The sequence below is a fragment of the Paenibacillus sp. genome (genome assembly GCF_048976745.1).
Taxonomy (GTDB): domain Bacteria; phylum Bacillota; class Bacilli; order Paenibacillales; family Paenibacillaceae; genus Paenibacillus.
Map to the genome: position 1 here is coordinate 567,275 of NZ_JBHGUU010000006.1, position 16,451 is coordinate 583,725.

Genomic DNA, 16,451 nt, shown 5'->3' on the forward strand with positions numbered 1-16,451 from the left:
AACAGGAACACTCTGACGTTCACGTCAGGGTGTTTTTTTAATAATATACCTCAATCGGTGATGCCTTTTGATTATTTCCGTTTAGTTTTAAAATATTTTGTTTTCAAAATAAAACAAAGATGTTAAACTCGGATTAGGAATAAAACAAACATTATCGGAGGTAAACAAATGGTACAGAGTTTATGGAATGCATCGCAGGCATCTGAGAAAACAACAGGACTTGAGCAGTTGGTTTACCGATCTAATCTCATTGGTTCTGATCGCAGTGTATGTAACATATACGGTGGTAATACATCTACCAAAACGACAGTAAAGGATTTTCGTGGTCGTGATGTAGAAGTAATGTATGTGAAAGGCAGCGGCTCAGATCTGGGTTCCATGGAAGCAAAACATTTTACCGGACTTGGGCTCGAAGACATTCGACCATTAATTGAACGTGAATCGATGTCGGATGAAGAGATGGTTGAATATCTGGGACATTGCATGATTGATGCCAAACACCCGCGCGCCTCCATCGAGACTCTTCTGCATGCGTTCCTTCCATATAAACATGTGGATCATACTCATCCAGATGCGATTATCAGCCTGTGTTGTGCCAATAACGGCAAGGAATTGGCAAAAGAGATTTACGGCGATCGTTTTGTATGGGTGCCTTACGTACGTCCAGGGTTTACGTTATCTAAAATGATAGCTGAAAGCGTATTCTCGAATCCCAATGCGGAACTTGTACTGATGGAAAAACACGGACTTGTGACTTGGGGTGAAACATCCGAAGAATGTTATGCTCAGACAATCAAGATCATTAATGAAGCAGAAGCTTTCATTGAAGCACGGGTGAACGAAGAACGTTTGTTTGGTGGGGTGAAACACCCGGCACTTGCCGCTGATGTTCGTCGTCAGATCGTATCACGTGTGATGCCAACAATTCGTGGAGCGGTATCGGATAGCAAAAAAATGATTTTGTCCTTTGATGATCAAGAGGACGTACTTGCTTTTGTGGGCGGAGCAGATTCCGCGGAATTGTCTCAGGTGGGTGCAGCTTGCCCGGATCATCTGGTACATACCAAAGTGGTACCTCTGTTCATTGATTGGACACCGGATGCGGAAGATATTGAAGGTTTAAAAGCCAAGCTGGTTGAAGGTGTGGCTGCCTACAAAGAGCAATATCAACAGTATTTTGAGAGCAACAAAAACGAAGGTGATGTCATGTTCGAAGCGGCACCACGCGTTATCCTCATTCCAGGTGTGGGTATGATCAACACAGGCAAGAGCTGGGCGCTTTCCCAAGTAAGCGGAGCGTTATATCACAGAGCCATTGCCGTTATGCGTGGAGCTACGAGCCTCGGTCAATTCGTATCGCTCAGTGCAAACGAGTCTTACAATGTGGAGTACTGGCCGCTGGAACTGTACAAATTGTCTCTGGCCCCGGCAGAAACAGAATTCTCCCGTAAAGTGGCGTTTATTACAGGCGGCGCAGGTGGGATCGGAAGTGAAACAGCGCGCAGATTGGTATCCGAAGGCGCACATGTGGTACTCGCTGATCTCAATCTGGAAGGCGCACAGAAGGTAGCACAGGAAATTAATGATCAATACGGTGCAAATCGTGCTTATGCGCTGAAAATGGACGTGACCGATGAGGAAGCCGTTCAATCTGCGTATGCTGATGTTGCGGTGCAATACGGCGGAGTGGATATCATCGTGAACAATGCAGGATTGGCGACATCCAGTCCATTTGACGAAACGTCTCTGAAAGAATGGAACCTGAACATGAATGTTCTGGGCACAGGGTATTTCCTCGTGGCTCGTGAAGCATTCAAACTGATGAAACAACAGGGCATTGGGGGAAGCATGGTATTTATCGGGTCCAAGAACTCGGTGTATGCAGGTAAAAGTGCTTCTGCTTACAGTTCAGCGAAAGCGTTGGAAGCACATCTGGCACGTTGTATCGCAGCAGAAGGTGGAGAGTATGGCATTCGTGTCAACACCATTCTTCCGGATGCCATTCTACAGGGTTCAGCCATCTGGAACGGTTCCTGGAGAAACGAACGTGCAGCGGCATATGGAATTGAACCGGACCAATTGGAAGAGTATTATCGCAAACGGACGACATTACTCGTGAATATCTATCCAAGAGATATTGCAGAAGGAATTGCATTCTTTGCATCTTCGAAATCCGAAAAAACAACCGGTTGCATGATGACGATTGATGGCGGTGTACCGGCAGCATTTACACGTTAAAATAGGAGGGTTCTTGCGGATGGATAACCAAGTCAAGCAAGCGTATGAAGCAGCCAAGGCATTGTATGCGCAGCACGGAATTGATACGGACAAGGTGCTGAACAAACTCGCGGAGATCAAAGTATCCGTACACTGCTGGCAAGGCGATGATGTCAAAGGTTTTCTGAATAAAGATGGGGAGTTAACAGGTGGTATTTCCGTTACAGGTCAATATCCGGGGGCTGCGACCACACCAGCAGAACTTCGTAACGATCTGGAGCAAGCTTTTGCTCTGATTCCCGGCAAACATAAGGTCAATCTGCACGCGATTTACACGGATACAGAAGAGCAGGTCGAGCTGGATCAGATTGAGCCGAAGCATTATGAAAACTGGGTGAAATGGGCCAAAGAACAAGGACTCGGCCTGGACTTCAACCCAACATGTTTTTCCCATGAAAAATCAAGTGACGGGTTCACGCTCAGTCATCCGGACCCTGAGATTCGCAAGTTCTGGATTGATCACTGCAAGGCGTCCCGTCGGATTGGTGCTTACTTCGGGGAACAGCTTGGTCAGACTTGTGTAACCAATGTATGGGTACCGGACGGATTTAAGGATAATCCGGTTGATCGGCTGACACCACGCAAACGTCTCAAAGCATCGCTGGACGAAGTATTCGCCGAATCACTAAACCCGGAGCATAACCTGGATGCGGTAGAGAGCAAGCTGTTTGGTCTGGGTTCGGAAGCTTATGTGGTGGGTTCTCATGAATTCTATATGGGTTACGGTTTGCAAAATGATACGTTAATCTGCCTGGATGCGGGTCATTTTCATCCAACAGAGGTTATTTCCAATAAACTGTCGTCCTTATCTTTGTTTACAAGCGGCATTTTGCTTCACGTAAGCCGCCCGATGCGCTGGGACAGTGACCATGTGGTAATCATGGACGATGAGTTGCTGGAAATTGCGCGTGAACTGGTTCGACATGATCTGCTTGCGACCACACATATTGGACTGGATTTCTTTGATGCAAGCATTAACCGTGTTGCTGCCTGGGTTGTGGGTACACGCAACACGATCAAAGCCCTTCTGCGTGCGATGCTGGAACCGGTGGATGCTCTGAAACAAGCAGAGTTGAACGGAGATTACACCCTGCGTCTCGCGTTAACGGAAGAGTTCAAATCCTATCCGTTTGGCGCAATCTGGGATTACTATTGTGCTCAGCAAGGCGTTCCCGTTCGTGAAAAGTGGATCACCGATATCAAAACCTATGAACAAGATGTATTGCTACAACGTGATAAATCTTTGGTGTAACGTTACATTTTATAAACCACTGCGGAATGTAAATTCCGTGGTGGTTTTTTTGGCATAATCACACTGAAATGAATAAGTGAGGCGATTGCTTCCATACTAGGAATATAGATCCGTATCGCATACGTTTGCCACGCAGAGGAGGAATAATTGAGTTGAATCTAGCCCACAACAAACTGTATATCGCAGCACTTGGCGGCGTAAATGAAATAGGAAAGAATATGTATTTCATCCAGTACAATCAGGACATCATCGTGATAGACTGTGGTTCGAAGTTTCCCGATGAGACATTACCAGGGATTGATCTGATCATTCCGGATGTTGCGTATCTGCTGGAGAATCTGGATAAAGTCAGGGGTCTTGTGGTTACCCACGGACATGAAGATCACATTGGTGGCATTCCCTATTTGTTAAAACAAATGAACATCCCTGTGTATGCATCCAGACTCACTCGCGGGCTGATCGAGCTTAAACTGAAAGAGCATGGGCTGCTGCGCAAGGCGGACCTGCACACGATCGATGCTCACTCCAGTATTACGCTGGGAGGGATCGAGGTATCCTTTTTCGCAACCAGTCATAGTATACCGGATTGTCTTGGTATCTTCTTTAAGACACCAGCGGGCAATGTCGTGCATACCGGAGATTTCAAATTTGATATGTCGCCTGTACATGGACCTTTCCCTGATCTGCACCGCATGGCCGAGATTGGCAAACAGGGTGTCCATATCTTGCTCTCCGAGAGTACCAATGCAGAAAGACCCGGTTTCACACCTTCCGAGCGTATTGTGGGAGACCACATTCTGGATGCCTTTATCCGTGCAAAACAAAAAGTATTTATCTCCACCTTTGCGTCAAATGTCAGCAGGGTGCAGCAGATTGTGAATGCAGCATTTGAGACGGGGCGCAAACTGGCACTGTTGGGCAGGAGTATGGTGAATGTGGTATCGGTGGCCAGTGAATTGGGGTATTTGCAAGTTCCTGACGGATTGTTGATTGAAGCCATCGACTCGGATCAGTTTCCACCAGAACAAGTTGTTGTATTATGTACGGGTAGCCAGGGAGAAGCGATGGCAGCATTATCACGTTTGGCATCCGGCAAGCATCCTCACGTAAGAATTAATGCTGGAGATACGGTTATTATTGCTGCCGGAGCTATTCCGGGCAATGAGAGAAATCTTGCACATGTGATTGATAACCTGTATGTTCTGGGAGCACGTGTGATATATGGTTCAAGTGGTGCAGCAGGAATGCATGTATCGGGACATGGCAGTCAGGAAGAACTCAAACTGATGTTAACCTTGATGAAGCCGGATTATCTGATTCCGATCCACGGTGAGTTCCGCATGTTGTATCAGCACAGACTGCTTGCCGAGTCCGTAGGTATAGAGCGTGATCATGTGTTTATCGTGAATAATGGGGATATGGTTCAGTACAAAGACGGCACTGCTTCGCTGGGTCCCAAGATTGCATCAGGAAACAGTCTCGTAGACGGCCTGATCATGGGGGATGTTGGTAATATTGTACTTCGTGATCGCAGGCAACTGTCTTCCGATGGTATGTTGGTGATTGTGACTACACTAAGCAAAACGGAAAAACAGATGGTCACGTCACCCGAAATTATCTCCAGAGGGTTTGTGTTTGTTAAGGACTCGGAAGAATTCATGCATGAAATTCATGAGCTGGTTCTAAACCAGATGGGTGAGTTGACCGCGGCTGGCGTGAATCAGTGGAATGTGATCAAAAGAAAGCTAAAAGACGAGATCGGTCACTATATTTACGCTCAAACAAAAAGAAGACCAATGATCTTGCCTATTATTATTGAAGTCTGAGATGTAGGAAATAGCGAGTGTTTTGTTACTGATCTGAGCAAACGAGTATATGAAAGTTTAACAGCCTGATGAATGTCGGATCATACTTCTGTATGAGGGACATTGATATCGGGCTTTTGTTATTACATCGGGAATGAGAATGTACAATAGATGTGCGACAAATGAATTGAATCAAATTCGCCATGGGTTTGCCATTCGCAGTATAATATAAGGTAAACCAGTTAAAGAAATAAGAGGAGTCTTTATGAATAAAACGATTTCTGATATCGCTCAGATGGCAGGTGTGGCAAAAAGCACGGTCTCACGCTACCTGAATGGCGGATCGGTTAGTGAGGATACACGTCAGAAGATTGAGCGTATTATCAAACAATACAACTATGTTCCCAACACATTTGCACAGAGTCTGAAGGCGAAGAAGACCAGCATCATCGGTACCGTTGTGCCACGCCTGGATTCTTATGCAACATCCCAGACATTGATTGGAATTGATGAAGAACTGCGAAGTAATCAGTATCAGATGCTGATCGCTAATACGAGTCAGGACATGCAGCGCGAGATTGATGCCATCTATGATTTTGCACGCCAGAAGGTATCGGGTATTATTCTGCTGGCTGCTGAAGTGACCGAAGCACATCTGAAGGCTGTTGAGGATATACGGATTCCGGTGTTATTGGTGGGGCAGCAGCATGAACAACTGCACAGTCTGGTTCACAATGATGATCAGGCAGGTTATGAGATGGGCAGATATGTCGTCGAACAGGGTCACCGCAAGATTGTGTATATGGGGGTTAGCGAGAAGGATCGGGCGGTAGGGATTTATCGTAAACAAGGGTTCCAGCGAGCAATCGCCGAGTGTGGTGGATGTGAAGTGAAGTATTACGAGACGAGCTTCAAGATGTCTGAAGCCATCGTGACCGCTGAAGCCATCCTGAAAGAGATCACACCAACGATCATTGTAGGGGCTACGGATAATATCGCACTGGGTGTGATGAAGATTGCGTTCTCCAATAAAATTCGCATACCGCAAGATTTGTCTGTTACCGGATTTGGTGGATATGATATTACGGAGATGATTCATCCCACGCTGACTACTGTGAAATATCATTATTTGCAGGCAGGTCAAGTAGCGGCGAATCACATTATTCGTCTGGTCAAAGGCGAGTCGGTGGAGGAACGTACAACACTTGATGTTGAACTTATTCCTCGAGAAAGCGTTGACAAATTATAAAAACATCCTTTATGATAATTCCATCGAACCGGTTCCACTGTAAATATCCAATGTGGATATGCGAACACGGGCAGGCAGTAATGCCATATGGAATTATTTTTTTTGCATTGAACGGAACCGGTTCCTATATTTTGATTTTCGTATAAGTTAAATAAGAAATAAACATTTACGGAGAGGGCAGAAAAAATTCGAAGAAACGGAGTGTTCGCTTAAAGCTTTCTGTAAGAAAGCTACTTCGGAAGCATAGGCTATCACCGGATTTCACCCTTTAGAAAAGGGATCAGGAAATCTGGGGATAACAGCGATCGGAGGATTGTTCTGCCATCGTAGTGCCAGTGTGAAATTTCTTGGTTTAACTTATATAAGCAAGAATGGAGAACAGCTATGAAAATGACTAGAGAGCAGCGCTACAGACGAATTGAGCAAGCTGAGCCTGGAGAGATTGCAAAGCTTGAAGCACGGATATCCGTGTGTCCTTGGAGACAGAGTTACCATATTCAGCCTGTAACAGGTCTGCTTAATGATCCTAACGGTTTTGCATATTATAAAGGCTATTATCATCTGTTCTATCAATGGTTTCCACTTGGAACAGAACACGGCATGAAATACTGGTATCATACCCGCTCAAAGAATCTGGTGAACTGGGAAAATGTCGGGATTGGAATCGAGCCTGGTGGCAGGTATGACTCACACGGAGCTTATTCCGGCAGTGCGATTGAAAAAGACGGCAAGCTGCACTTGCTGTACACAGGCAATACGAGGGATGAGGCTTGGGTGAGACATCCGTATCAATGCTTGGCAGTCATGGATGAAAGCGGTTCAGTAACCAAACGGAATGATCCCGTGATCTCGTCTGTGCCAGCTGGATACACGGAACACTTTAGAGATCCCAAGGTATGGCAGCAAGGAGACAGGTATTATTGTGTCATTGGTGCACAGAGAACAGACAAGACGGGATGTACAGTGCTGTATCGCTCAAACGATATGAACAACTGGGAGTTTCTTGGTGAGATTCGCACGCAATTAACCTCCTTTGGCTACATGTGGGAGTGCCCGGATTATATGGAGATGGACGGGAAAGGTCTACTTGTCTTTTCCCCACAAGGCTTAGATCCTGCGGGAGATCATTATCAGAATATTTTTCAGTCCGGTTACCTGATCGGTGAGTCGCTTAATCTCCAGACGAGAGAGTTCACACATGGTGAATTTCAGGAGTTGGATCGTGGATTCGATTTCTATGCTCCGCAGACCATGCAAGGTCCGGACGGAAGACGTATTCTGGTTGGTTGGATGGGACTCCCCGATCTGGCGTATCCGACAGATGATAACGGTTGGGCTCATTGCTTGACCATTCCCCGGCAGTTGTCACTCCGAGACGGGAAGTTAATTCAACAACCGGTTGCAGAGATGGAGCAATTGCGCAAGCAAGAGGAAGGCACACATATTCGCGCAACAATGGATAATGAAAGTCGTTCATTCGCTGGTTTCAAGGGAATTGCCTATGAGCTGATTTGCGAGATAAGTAATGTAGGTGCAGAGATTGTAGGCATTGAGTTCCGAGCAAGTGAAACGGAAAAAACGGTTCTTCTGTATGATCGGATTCAGCAGAAAGTTATTCTGGATCGGACGATGTCTGGTGCCGAGCTGTCAGAACAAAATGGCGCGATACGGCGGTGCACACTTACTGCGGATGTGATTAAGTTCCGTCTGTTCGTGGATTCATCTTCAGTCGAGATCTTTGTGAACGATGGGGTAGAGGTCTTTACCAGCCGGATTTTCCCAAGACGGGACAGCGTGGATATTCGTTTGTTTGCACGCGGAGGCAAAGCTGATTTTGAAGCAACACAATGGCTTTATTAAGGATTACGTGAGAGGAATGAGATAACATGTCGGAGAATCAACGCATTGCCCAGGAAGTCATTCATGCCATCGGGGGCAAAGAGAATATCGCATCATTTGCACATTGTGCAACACGTCTTCGCATCATGGTGAAAGATAAAGAGAAGATTGATCAGAAAACGGTTGAGAATATCGAGAAGGTGAAAGGGGCTTTTTTCAACTCGGGTCAATATCAGATTATCTTTGGTACGGGAACGGTGAACCGAATCTTTGAAGAGGTCGAGAAGCTGGGAATCGAAGGTTCGTCCAAGGATGATGTGAAGAGTCAGGGGAAAAAGGAAGGAAACGCATTTCAGCGGGCTATCCGCACATTTGGTGACGTATTTGTACCCATCATTCCTGTATTGGTAGCTACAGGTTTGTTCATGGGATTGCGCGGATTACTTACCCAGAATGAGATTTTGGCGTTGTTCGGTGCAACACCTGATGATATCTCGGCCAATTTCCTGTTGTTCACTCAGATTCTGACGGATACGGCCTTTGCATTCCTTCCTGCACTTGTAGCGTGGTCCGCATTCCGTGTATTCGGCGGAAGTCCGGTACTTGGTATCGTACTGGGGCTAATGCTGGTCAATCCGGCATTACCCAATGCTTACGCGGTGGCAGATGGATCAGCACAGCCCCTGCATATGTTCGGTTTTATACCTGTCGTGGGTTATCAGGGATCGGTTCTGCCCGCGTTCTTTGTAGGTTTGATTGGAGCCAAGTTCGAGAAGGTACTAAGAAGACGGGTGCCTGAGGCACTGGACTTAATTCTGACACCTTTTATTACGTTAACGGTTATGATAACGCTTGGACTATTCGCGATTGGTCCCGTGTTCCATTCCCTGGAAGAGTGGGTACTGCATGGAACAACGGCCGTATTGGATCTTCCGTTTGGCATCGCAGGGATTATCATTGGATTCTTCCATCAGATTATTGTTGTTACAGGTGTACATCACATCTTTAATTTCCTGGAGATTCAGCTACTGGAGAAAACGGGATTTAATCCGTTCAACGCGATCATTACCTGTGCGATGGCAGCACAAGGAGCCGCTTGTCTAGCAGTTGGTCTGAAGACGAAAAATATGAAACTCAAAGCACTTGCACTACCTTCGTCTTTGTCCGCATTTCTGGGCATTACCGAACCTGCTATCTTCGGGGTTAACTTGCGTTATATGAAACCATTTATTATGGGTCTGATTGGTGGTGGTGTGGGTGGTTTCATCGCTTCCCTGTTCCATCTGCAAGGTACAGGCATGGCTGTAACGGTTATTCCCGGTACATTGCTTTATCTGAACAGCCAACTTCCGTTGTACATCTTGTCTAACGTGGTTGCCATGGCGATTGCTTTTGCACTTACCTGGTTCTTCGGCTATAAGGATCAACCTGTTGCAGCGGAATCGGTAAGCCGTGACAACAGTGGAGTAACATCAGCTGAAGGTAATGCAGTGGATTCTAATCCGCGCACTAATTCAGTTACTGATGCCGTTACAAGCAAACGTTCTAAAGTAGATCTGCTCGAAATCGCTTCACCGCTGAACGGTACCATCGTTGCTCTGGAGCAAGTTCCTGACCCGGCGTTCTCGGAAAAACACATGGGTGAAGGCATTGCCATTGAGCCATCAGAAGGCAAAGTGTATGCACCGTTTGATGGTGTCATCGCACATGTCATGAACAAGAGTAAACATGCGGTGATCCTGGAGCATGAGACAGGTGTACAGATGCTGGTTCATATCGGAATTAATACGGTTGGACTAAAAGGAAACGGTTTTACTGCGCATGTGAATAGCGGAGATCGTGTAACTGCAGGACAATTGTTGATTGAATTTGACATGGATGTCATACAGGCTGCCGGTCTGCCATTGATTACACCGGTGCTGATTCCAAGCGGGAACGAAACGATAACAGCTATTACTGCAACCTCAACTGGTCGTGTGCAAGCGAATGGGGAAATAGTACTGATAGTGAAATTCAATGAACCTCAATAGAGGCGTGTAAAGTGGGAAGCGGGTAGAGATTTATCTCTCCCGTTTCCCTTTTTTGTGTAAACCAATTATGAAATCAAAATAAAACAGTCATCGGTGATCTAACCAATTCAAGAGAGTCAGCACGTAAAGTATCACTATTTTATGTTGATCCAATCTACGCCCCATGAATAACAAACGTTAATCGTGGTTCTACAGACCAGCGTGCCGTTTCAGCCGCTCTGCAATCTGCATCAGATCTTCCGCGGATATCCCTGGCGCAAATTCTTCCGGCAGATCAGGCAGCTCAGGTACTGGCCCTCCATAACCCGGCAAGCCGGCAAAAGCCTCCAGTTTGCCGCCATCGGTTGGATGTACTCCTTTCCAGATCTGGGCAATACCCTGATAATCCTTGTCGCTGAATGTGTACAGTCTGCGATGTTCTCCCATCGCTTCCCATTTCCGTGTCGTTTCAAAAGCTTTGTTATCCAGTCTTGGAATAGGGAACATTTTCGTTACATCCACACCCGTTGCAATTTCCAGTGCCTTGGCATACGCAAGAACGTGCACACCTCCACGTACAAGCAGATAACCTGTCATTTCTCGGGCTGTCTTGTTGTCCGTCATTTCGTAGACTCTCATTTTGTGGGTCCGGGCTCCGCATTCAAGAAAGAAATTATGCAGAAGATCAAAGATCAGGTTGCCACTGCTTACAACATACGAACCATTCCAGGGTCTTCCCATGGAGTCATAAGGAAGTGCTGTCTGAGCCGATTCAATAAAATGTGAAGTCATCCTTGCATCTTTTCCTACACGAAGTGGTGTGGAGTCTGGAGCACCTGGTGAAGTTGAACCTTCAAGCATGAGGTTAATCGTATTGGCGACAAGTTCGACATGGCCGAATTCTTCGGCAGTTATACTCGCGACGATATCGTAGAAGGGACGCAGCTTGGACCTGCCCCTAAAATTGAAAGATTGAAACATATAATTGTTCAACGTTGACATTTCCCCGAACTTTCCACCCAGCAACTCCTGAACCGCGCTAGCGCCATTAGGGTCCGGATTATTTGATATGGGTAGTTCAATGGCAAGACGGTCTACACGTTTAAACATGACATTTCCCCCTCAGTCCTAGTTAGTGTAAAGGTATGAAGGGTTACTTGTACGTTATTCGGTCGTTTATAAAACAAAACGTTCTGCCAGAGCTTTGGCTCGGAGCAGAACGTTAGTTAGAACAGTATTATAGAGCTACACCAACAACGTTGGTTCCATTTTTGGTGATTTTGTACGTCAGCACATCTCCGTTCCAGAAGTGGAACTTGAGGGTGACCTCGCCATCATTGGTTTCATTGAAGAGGTTTGGTTTTAACTCGATCACATTACGTTCGTAATCTGGGCTGAATGTGTAGGAGAACTCTTTGAACGAAGTCCAGTTCTGTGGACCGGCGTTCTCTCCGTTTGCATATGTTGCTTCCATCGTTGCCAGTTGGTTGCCGTTAAACGTAGTCGGAATGGCAAATTCACTGGTCGTACCCGTCGCATCGTTTAACTTAGGCGTGTCATATTTAATGATGTTGAAGTTCCAGTCAGCACCTTCGTTGAATCCTGCTGTAAGTGTGGCATTTACGCCTAAATCACCAGAGGCTGTTAATTTGGTTAACAGATTGGATTTTAACGTAAGTACATCTTTTTTGATCGTATAGTCTTTACCTCTGACAAGAGGGGTAGTGCCATTCTTCAAAGAATTGAATTTGTTGCCATTCAGATTAAGTTTTACTTTTTTATCTTGAATGGTTTCATTTTGTTTAAGGTATACGAGGTCCGTTTCAGCGGTGGATGAGCGACCCGTCCAGCTTGCTTTCATCGTATCAAATAGTTCCTGATCAGACCAAGTAAAGCTTGTGCGACCGAAGTGTTGTCCGTTATCCCACAACATCGTTGTCATCTGTTTTTGACGCAGATATTGTCCAACGAATTCGAAGAATTTCAGCTTTTCCCCTTGTTCAATGACACCTGTGTGCTGGTCAAAACCAAGCAAGCCATACTCACCAACGATAACGGGAATGCCTTTGGCTGTGAAAGCATTGTATACCCGATCGAATGTATCGGTAATGTCTTTCTGAACTTCCTCGTTATACGTGGTGTAACCTGCGATATTCACACTGAATGGCCAGAACCCGTAGTAGTGAACGGTTGCAATAATATTGGAGTCATTCAATTTTTGAATGGTCTTATTTAATTCATCCAGATCAGGTTGAGCGGAAGAAGTATGCATCGTTGGAAGCACAAGTGGACGTGTCTCGTTGTTTCCACCCGAAGTTCTTACGATCTTGTGAAAAGAAGTATTCAACTCGTCCAGCATGCGGTATCCAATAGCTGCATCTGTTGTGCCGCCTTCGGAGAAACGTGGTTCGTTAACACTTTCGAACATGAGTTTATCGGATGCATCTTTGAATTTGTCCGCAATCTGAGTCCAAGCAGCGTTGTAACGTGCAAGCACGTTGTCATGGTCTTTCTCCATGTAACTGATCCAGCGCCAGGAATCATGGTGAAGATTGATCATGACATAGAGATCGGCATCGAGGGCCCAGTTTACCACTTCTTGAACCCGGTTCATGTAAGCGGCATCAATTATATAGTCGGGGGCGTCACCGATGTGGGCTTCCCAGGTCACAGGGATCCGGATACTGTTGTAGCCCTCACTCGCGATCGATTGAATCAGTTCCTTTGTAATGCGCGGGTTGCCCCAGGCTGTCTCATCCTCACCAACGGCATCCAGAGAGTTACCCAGATTCCAGCCAGGCTCCATGGCATTCACGTATGCCTGCATTTTGCTTGGCGAGGCTGAGGTACTGGCCTGTTCACTGCTGTCTGTTGCTGCGGAAGCCATAGCCGAAGAGAAAAGGGAGAGAATCATGGCAGTTACAAGGGTAAGAGAGAGGACCGATTTACGGTTTTTTTTCATCAACATAATCTCCTTATCAGTTAGAATGGTTGAACTTGAATAGAAGTTAAGCAATAGTGAGAATGGAGCTCAACTCAAACCAAATCAAGACTTGTTCAATACTGGGATCACCACCGAATTATGTATTGAAAGCGTTTTCGGAATTTAATATATCATGATTACATATAGGGGGATACCCGCACAATTGAAATAAAACTCATGTCATAATTAGTGATGCGGTTTATCTGTCGTATGTGTGAAGATAATGATTCTATTTGGAATTGAGATGATATAATTGCATTCTAACATTAATTAGATTCAACTACCCTTGGAGGGATATCAAATGAAGCTGGATGCACATCAACATTTCTGGGAATACAATATCGCCGAGTATGGATGGATTGGAGAAGAAATGAAAGCCATTCGTCAGTCTTTTCTCCCACAAGATCTGGAACCTATATTAGCACAATCGGGCATGGATGGATGTATTGCAGTACAAGCGAGACAATCACTGACAGAAACGGAGTGGCTTCTGCAACTGGCAGAACGATACGAGTTTATCAAAGGTGTTGTCGGTTGGGTGGATCTTTGTTCGGATGATGCTCGAAATCAGCTTGAACTGCTCGCGTCCAATCCGTATTTGAAAGGTGTGCGTCATGTCATACAGGATGAACCTGATCTTCAGTATGTATTGAGAGAAGACTTTCAGCGCGGAATTTCATTGCTCAAAGAGTATGATTTGGCCTATGATCTGTTGGTATCGAAGGAGCAACTGCCTTATGCCGTTGAACTGGTTAAAGCGTTTCCTGAACAGCGATTCGTACTTGATCATCTAGCCAAACCCGACATCAAATCAGGTATACTCTCCCCATGGCAAGAAGCGCTAGAGTCATTGGCTGCACAACCAAACGCATACTGTAAACTTTCAGGGATGGTGACGGAAGCAGACTGGGCAAATTGGACTTCAAAGGACTTTACACCCTATCTGGATATCGCCATTGAAGCCTTTGGTGCGGAACGATTAATGTTCGGGTCCGACTGGCCCGTAAGCAACGTTTCAGCTGCATATGCTGATGTATACGGTATCATTACGGATCACATTCGTTCCTTATCTGTGTCAGATCAAGAGAGGATTCTTGGCGGCACGTGTGCTGCGTTCTATCAAATATCGTAGTGGGCATTCCGAAGCTAAACCAGTTTCAAGGAGTTGACAACGGTTCTGATTCTTGCTAAAGTTTTATCCAATCCGCATAATTGTGATCTGGGAATGTTACCGATATGGGCATAACCTGAGCTGGCTTGTTTACACGTAATCGTGTACCCAGGCTGGTTCGGGTTTTTTGTATTTAAGTTGAACAAACGATTTTACACGGGACGACTGCGCGGCCAGAACAATCTTCCAATCGCTGTTATCCCCAGATTTTTTGATTCCCTCTTCAAAGGGGAAATCCGGTGATAAAGGCGAACGCGTTGCTTCTCCAGATTTTTTCTGTCCTCTCCGTTTATGTGTAAATGTACAGTTCAACTTAAATAGTTTGTCTTATTAATATTTCATGCGATTTTAGCGGGTAACTGAATTACATATTTGGAAGGAGAATGATGATGACGAATTTTAAATTTCCTAAAGATTTTCTATGGGGTGGAGCCATTGCTGCGAATCAGGCGGAGGGGGCGTATCTGGAAGACGGCAAAGGACTGAGTATCGTTGATTTGCTGCCAACAGGAGAGAACCGCAGAAACATTATGAAAGGTCATGTTCCAGCTTTTACACCGCTTGCTAACGAGTTCTATCCTTCACATGAAGCGATCGATTTTTATCACCGTTACCCTGAAGATATTGCCCTGTTTGCCGAAATGGGATTCAAAGCACTGCGTGTCTCCATTGCCTGGGCACGGATTTTCCCTACAGGAGAAGATACACAGCCGAATGAAGCCGGATTGCAATTTTATGATAACCTGTTTGATGAATTGTTGAAAAACGGCATTGAACCTGTGGTTACATTGGCTCATTTTGATGTGCCTGTGCATCTGATCGAGAAGTATGGCAGCTGGAGAAGTCGTGAACTGGTAACCTTATTCGAGACTTACGCTACAACGGTATTCACTCGGTACAAAGACAAGGTGAAATACTGGATGACATTTAATGAGATCAACATGTTGCTTCATCTTCCGTTCCTTGGAGCGGGGTTGGCGTTTAATGAAGGGGATAACATCAAGGAAATTCAATATCAGGCTGCTCACCACCAACTGGTTGCAAGTGCACTGGCAGTCAAAGCATGTCATGAGATTATCCCTGGTGCCATGATTGGCTGTATGCTTGCGGCAGGAAGCTTCTATCCTTATACCTGTAATCCGGAAGATGTGTTCCAGGGGATGGAGAAAGACAGAGAATCCTATTTCTTCATTGATGTGCAGTCACGTGGGGAATATCCAGGTTACGCCAAACGTTTCTTCAAGGATCACGGGTTAAACATTGTTATGCAGCCGGGTGATGCGGAAATTTTGAAGAATCATACCGTAGATTATATTGGGTTCAGCTACTATTCAAGTCGTACAACCAGTACGGATCCTGAAGTGGTCAAAAACATGACCAGCGGCAATGTATTTGGCTCAGTAGCCAATCCATATCTGGCGAAGTCCGAATGGGGATGGACGATTGATCCCAAAGGATTCCGTATTACCGCTAATCAACTACATGACCGTTATCAGAAACCGCTGTTTGTTGTTGAGAATGGATTTGGTGCCAATGACGTGGTTACACCGGAAGGTGAAGTGGATGATGCGTACCGGATTGACTACTTGAAACGACATGTAGCTGAAATGGGTGAGGCTATTCAGGATGGCGTGAACATCATCGGTTACACCAGCTGGGGACCTATTGATATTGTAAGTGCATCCTCAGGTGAGATGAGAAAACGTTATGGCTACATTTACGTGGATCGTAATAATGAAGGTCAAGGAGAGCTGACACGACTGAAGAAGAAAAGTTTTGAGTGGTACAAAAATGTGATTGCATCCAACGGAACAAACCTGGGTGACGAGTAGTTTATATTTTTCTGAATTAAAATGGTCTTGCACA

10 protein-coding genes are annotated in these 16,451 nt (G+C 45.6%); 8 read left to right on the forward strand and 2 right to left on the reverse strand.

Features of this window, described 5'->3' with window-relative positions; translation table 11 throughout:
* Window positions 1–168 precede the first annotated feature (168 nt).
* The 6 genes from ACE3K2_RS09355 to ACE3K2_RS09380 all read left to right on the forward strand — a co-directional run bounded on the left by ACE3K2_RS09355 (window position 169) and on the right by ACE3K2_RS09380 (window position 10,452).
* Window positions 169–2,238: a bifunctional aldolase/short-chain dehydrogenase gene (locus tag ACE3K2_RS09355; protein ID WP_421889158.1), complete on the forward strand. Its 2,070-nt coding sequence runs from the start codon at window positions 169–171 to the stop codon at window positions 2,236–2,238.
* Between the two features lie 19 nt (window positions 2,239–2,257).
* Window positions 2,258–3,529 (forward strand): L-rhamnose isomerase, encoded by a 1,272-nt coding sequence (gene rhaA / locus ACE3K2_RS09360; RefSeq protein ID WP_421889160.1) that lies wholly within the window; start codon window positions 2,258–2,260, stop codon window positions 3,527–3,529.
* 152 nt (window positions 3,530–3,681) lie between these two features.
* Window positions 3,682–5,355 carry a ribonuclease J gene (locus ACE3K2_RS09365; protein WP_421889162.1) on the forward strand — a complete coding sequence of 558 codons (1,674 nt, stop codon included), beginning with the start codon at window positions 3,682–3,684 and terminating at the stop codon, window positions 5,353–5,355.
* A 244-nt stretch (window positions 5,356–5,599) separates the two neighbouring features.
* On the forward strand, window positions 5,600–6,583 hold the full coding sequence (locus ACE3K2_RS09370) for a LacI family DNA-binding transcriptional regulator (RefSeq protein WP_421889164.1): 984 nt from the start codon (window positions 5,600–5,602) through the stop codon (window positions 6,581–6,583).
* 384 nt (window positions 6,584–6,967) lie between these two features.
* Complete coding sequence (locus ACE3K2_RS09375) at window positions 6,968–8,443, forward strand: glycoside hydrolase family 32 protein (protein ID WP_421889166.1); 1,476 nt, start codon at window positions 6,968–6,970, stop codon at window positions 8,441–8,443.
* A gap of 26 nt (window positions 8,444–8,469) precedes the next feature.
* A complete protein-coding gene (locus ACE3K2_RS09380) occupies window positions 8,470–10,452 on the forward strand; it encodes a sucrose-specific PTS transporter subunit IIBC (RefSeq protein ID WP_421889168.1) in 1,983 nt (660 codons plus the stop codon).
* A gap of 189 nt (window positions 10,453–10,641) precedes the next feature.
* Here ACE3K2_RS09380 and ACE3K2_RS09385 read toward each other — a convergent pair whose 3' ends face one another.
* Together ACE3K2_RS09385 and ACE3K2_RS09390 are read right to left on the reverse strand one after the other, a co-directional pair.
* Complete coding sequence (locus ACE3K2_RS09385; protein WP_076330944.1) at window positions 10,642–11,541, reverse strand: manganese catalase family protein; 900 nt, start codon at window positions 11,539–11,541, stop codon at window positions 10,642–10,644.
* A gap of 127 nt (window positions 11,542–11,668) precedes the next feature.
* Window positions 11,669–13,393 carry a cellulase family glycosylhydrolase gene (locus tag ACE3K2_RS09390; protein WP_421889170.1) on the reverse strand — a complete coding sequence of 575 codons (1,725 nt, stop codon included), beginning with the start codon at window positions 13,391–13,393 and terminating at the stop codon, window positions 11,669–11,671.
* A gap of 322 nt (window positions 13,394–13,715) precedes the next feature.
* On the opposite strand from ACE3K2_RS09390, the gene ACE3K2_RS09395 reads away from it, so the two are divergent.
* Both ACE3K2_RS09395 and ACE3K2_RS09400 read left to right on the forward strand, forming a co-directional pair.
* A complete protein-coding gene (locus ACE3K2_RS09395; protein WP_421889172.1) occupies window positions 13,716–14,546 on the forward strand; it encodes an amidohydrolase family protein in 831 nt (276 codons plus the stop codon).
* 428 nt (window positions 14,547–14,974) lie between these two features.
* A complete protein-coding gene (locus ACE3K2_RS09400) occupies window positions 14,975–16,417 on the forward strand; it encodes a 6-phospho-beta-glucosidase (RefSeq protein WP_421889173.1) in 1,443 nt (480 codons plus the stop codon).
* The last annotated feature ends 34 nt before the right edge of the window (window positions 16,418–16,451 follow it).

Bases quoted from the DNA above. Each gene is read 5' to 3' on its own strand.
- ACE3K2_RS09400 (WP_421889173.1), top strand. From the start codon at position 14,975: ATGACGAATTTTAAATTTCCTAAAGATTTTCTATGGGGTGGAGCCATT.
- rhaA (WP_421889160.1), top strand. From the start codon at position 2,258: ATGGATAACCAAGTCAAGCAAGCGTATGAAGCAGCCAAGGCATTGTAT.
- ACE3K2_RS09385 (WP_076330944.1), bottom strand. From the start codon at position 11,541: ATGTTTAAACGTGTAGACCGTCTTGCCATTGAACTACCCATATCAAAT.
- ACE3K2_RS09395 (WP_421889172.1), top strand. From the start codon at position 13,716: ATGAAGCTGGATGCACATCAACATTTCTGGGAATACAATATCGCCGAG.
- ACE3K2_RS09390 (WP_421889170.1), bottom strand. From the start codon at position 13,393: ATGAAAAAAAACCGTAAATCGGTCCTCTCTCTTACCCTTGTAACTGCC.
- ACE3K2_RS09375 (WP_421889166.1), top strand. From the start codon at position 6,968: ATGAAAATGACTAGAGAGCAGCGCTACAGACGAATTGAGCAAGCTGAG.
- ACE3K2_RS09355 (WP_421889158.1), top strand. From the start codon at position 169: ATGGTACAGAGTTTATGGAATGCATCGCAGGCATCTGAGAAAACAACA.
- ACE3K2_RS09380 (WP_421889168.1), top strand. From the start codon at position 8,470: ATGTCGGAGAATCAACGCATTGCCCAGGAAGTCATTCATGCCATCGGG.
- ACE3K2_RS09370 (WP_421889164.1), top strand. From the start codon at position 5,600: ATGAATAAAACGATTTCTGATATCGCTCAGATGGCAGGTGTGGCAAAA.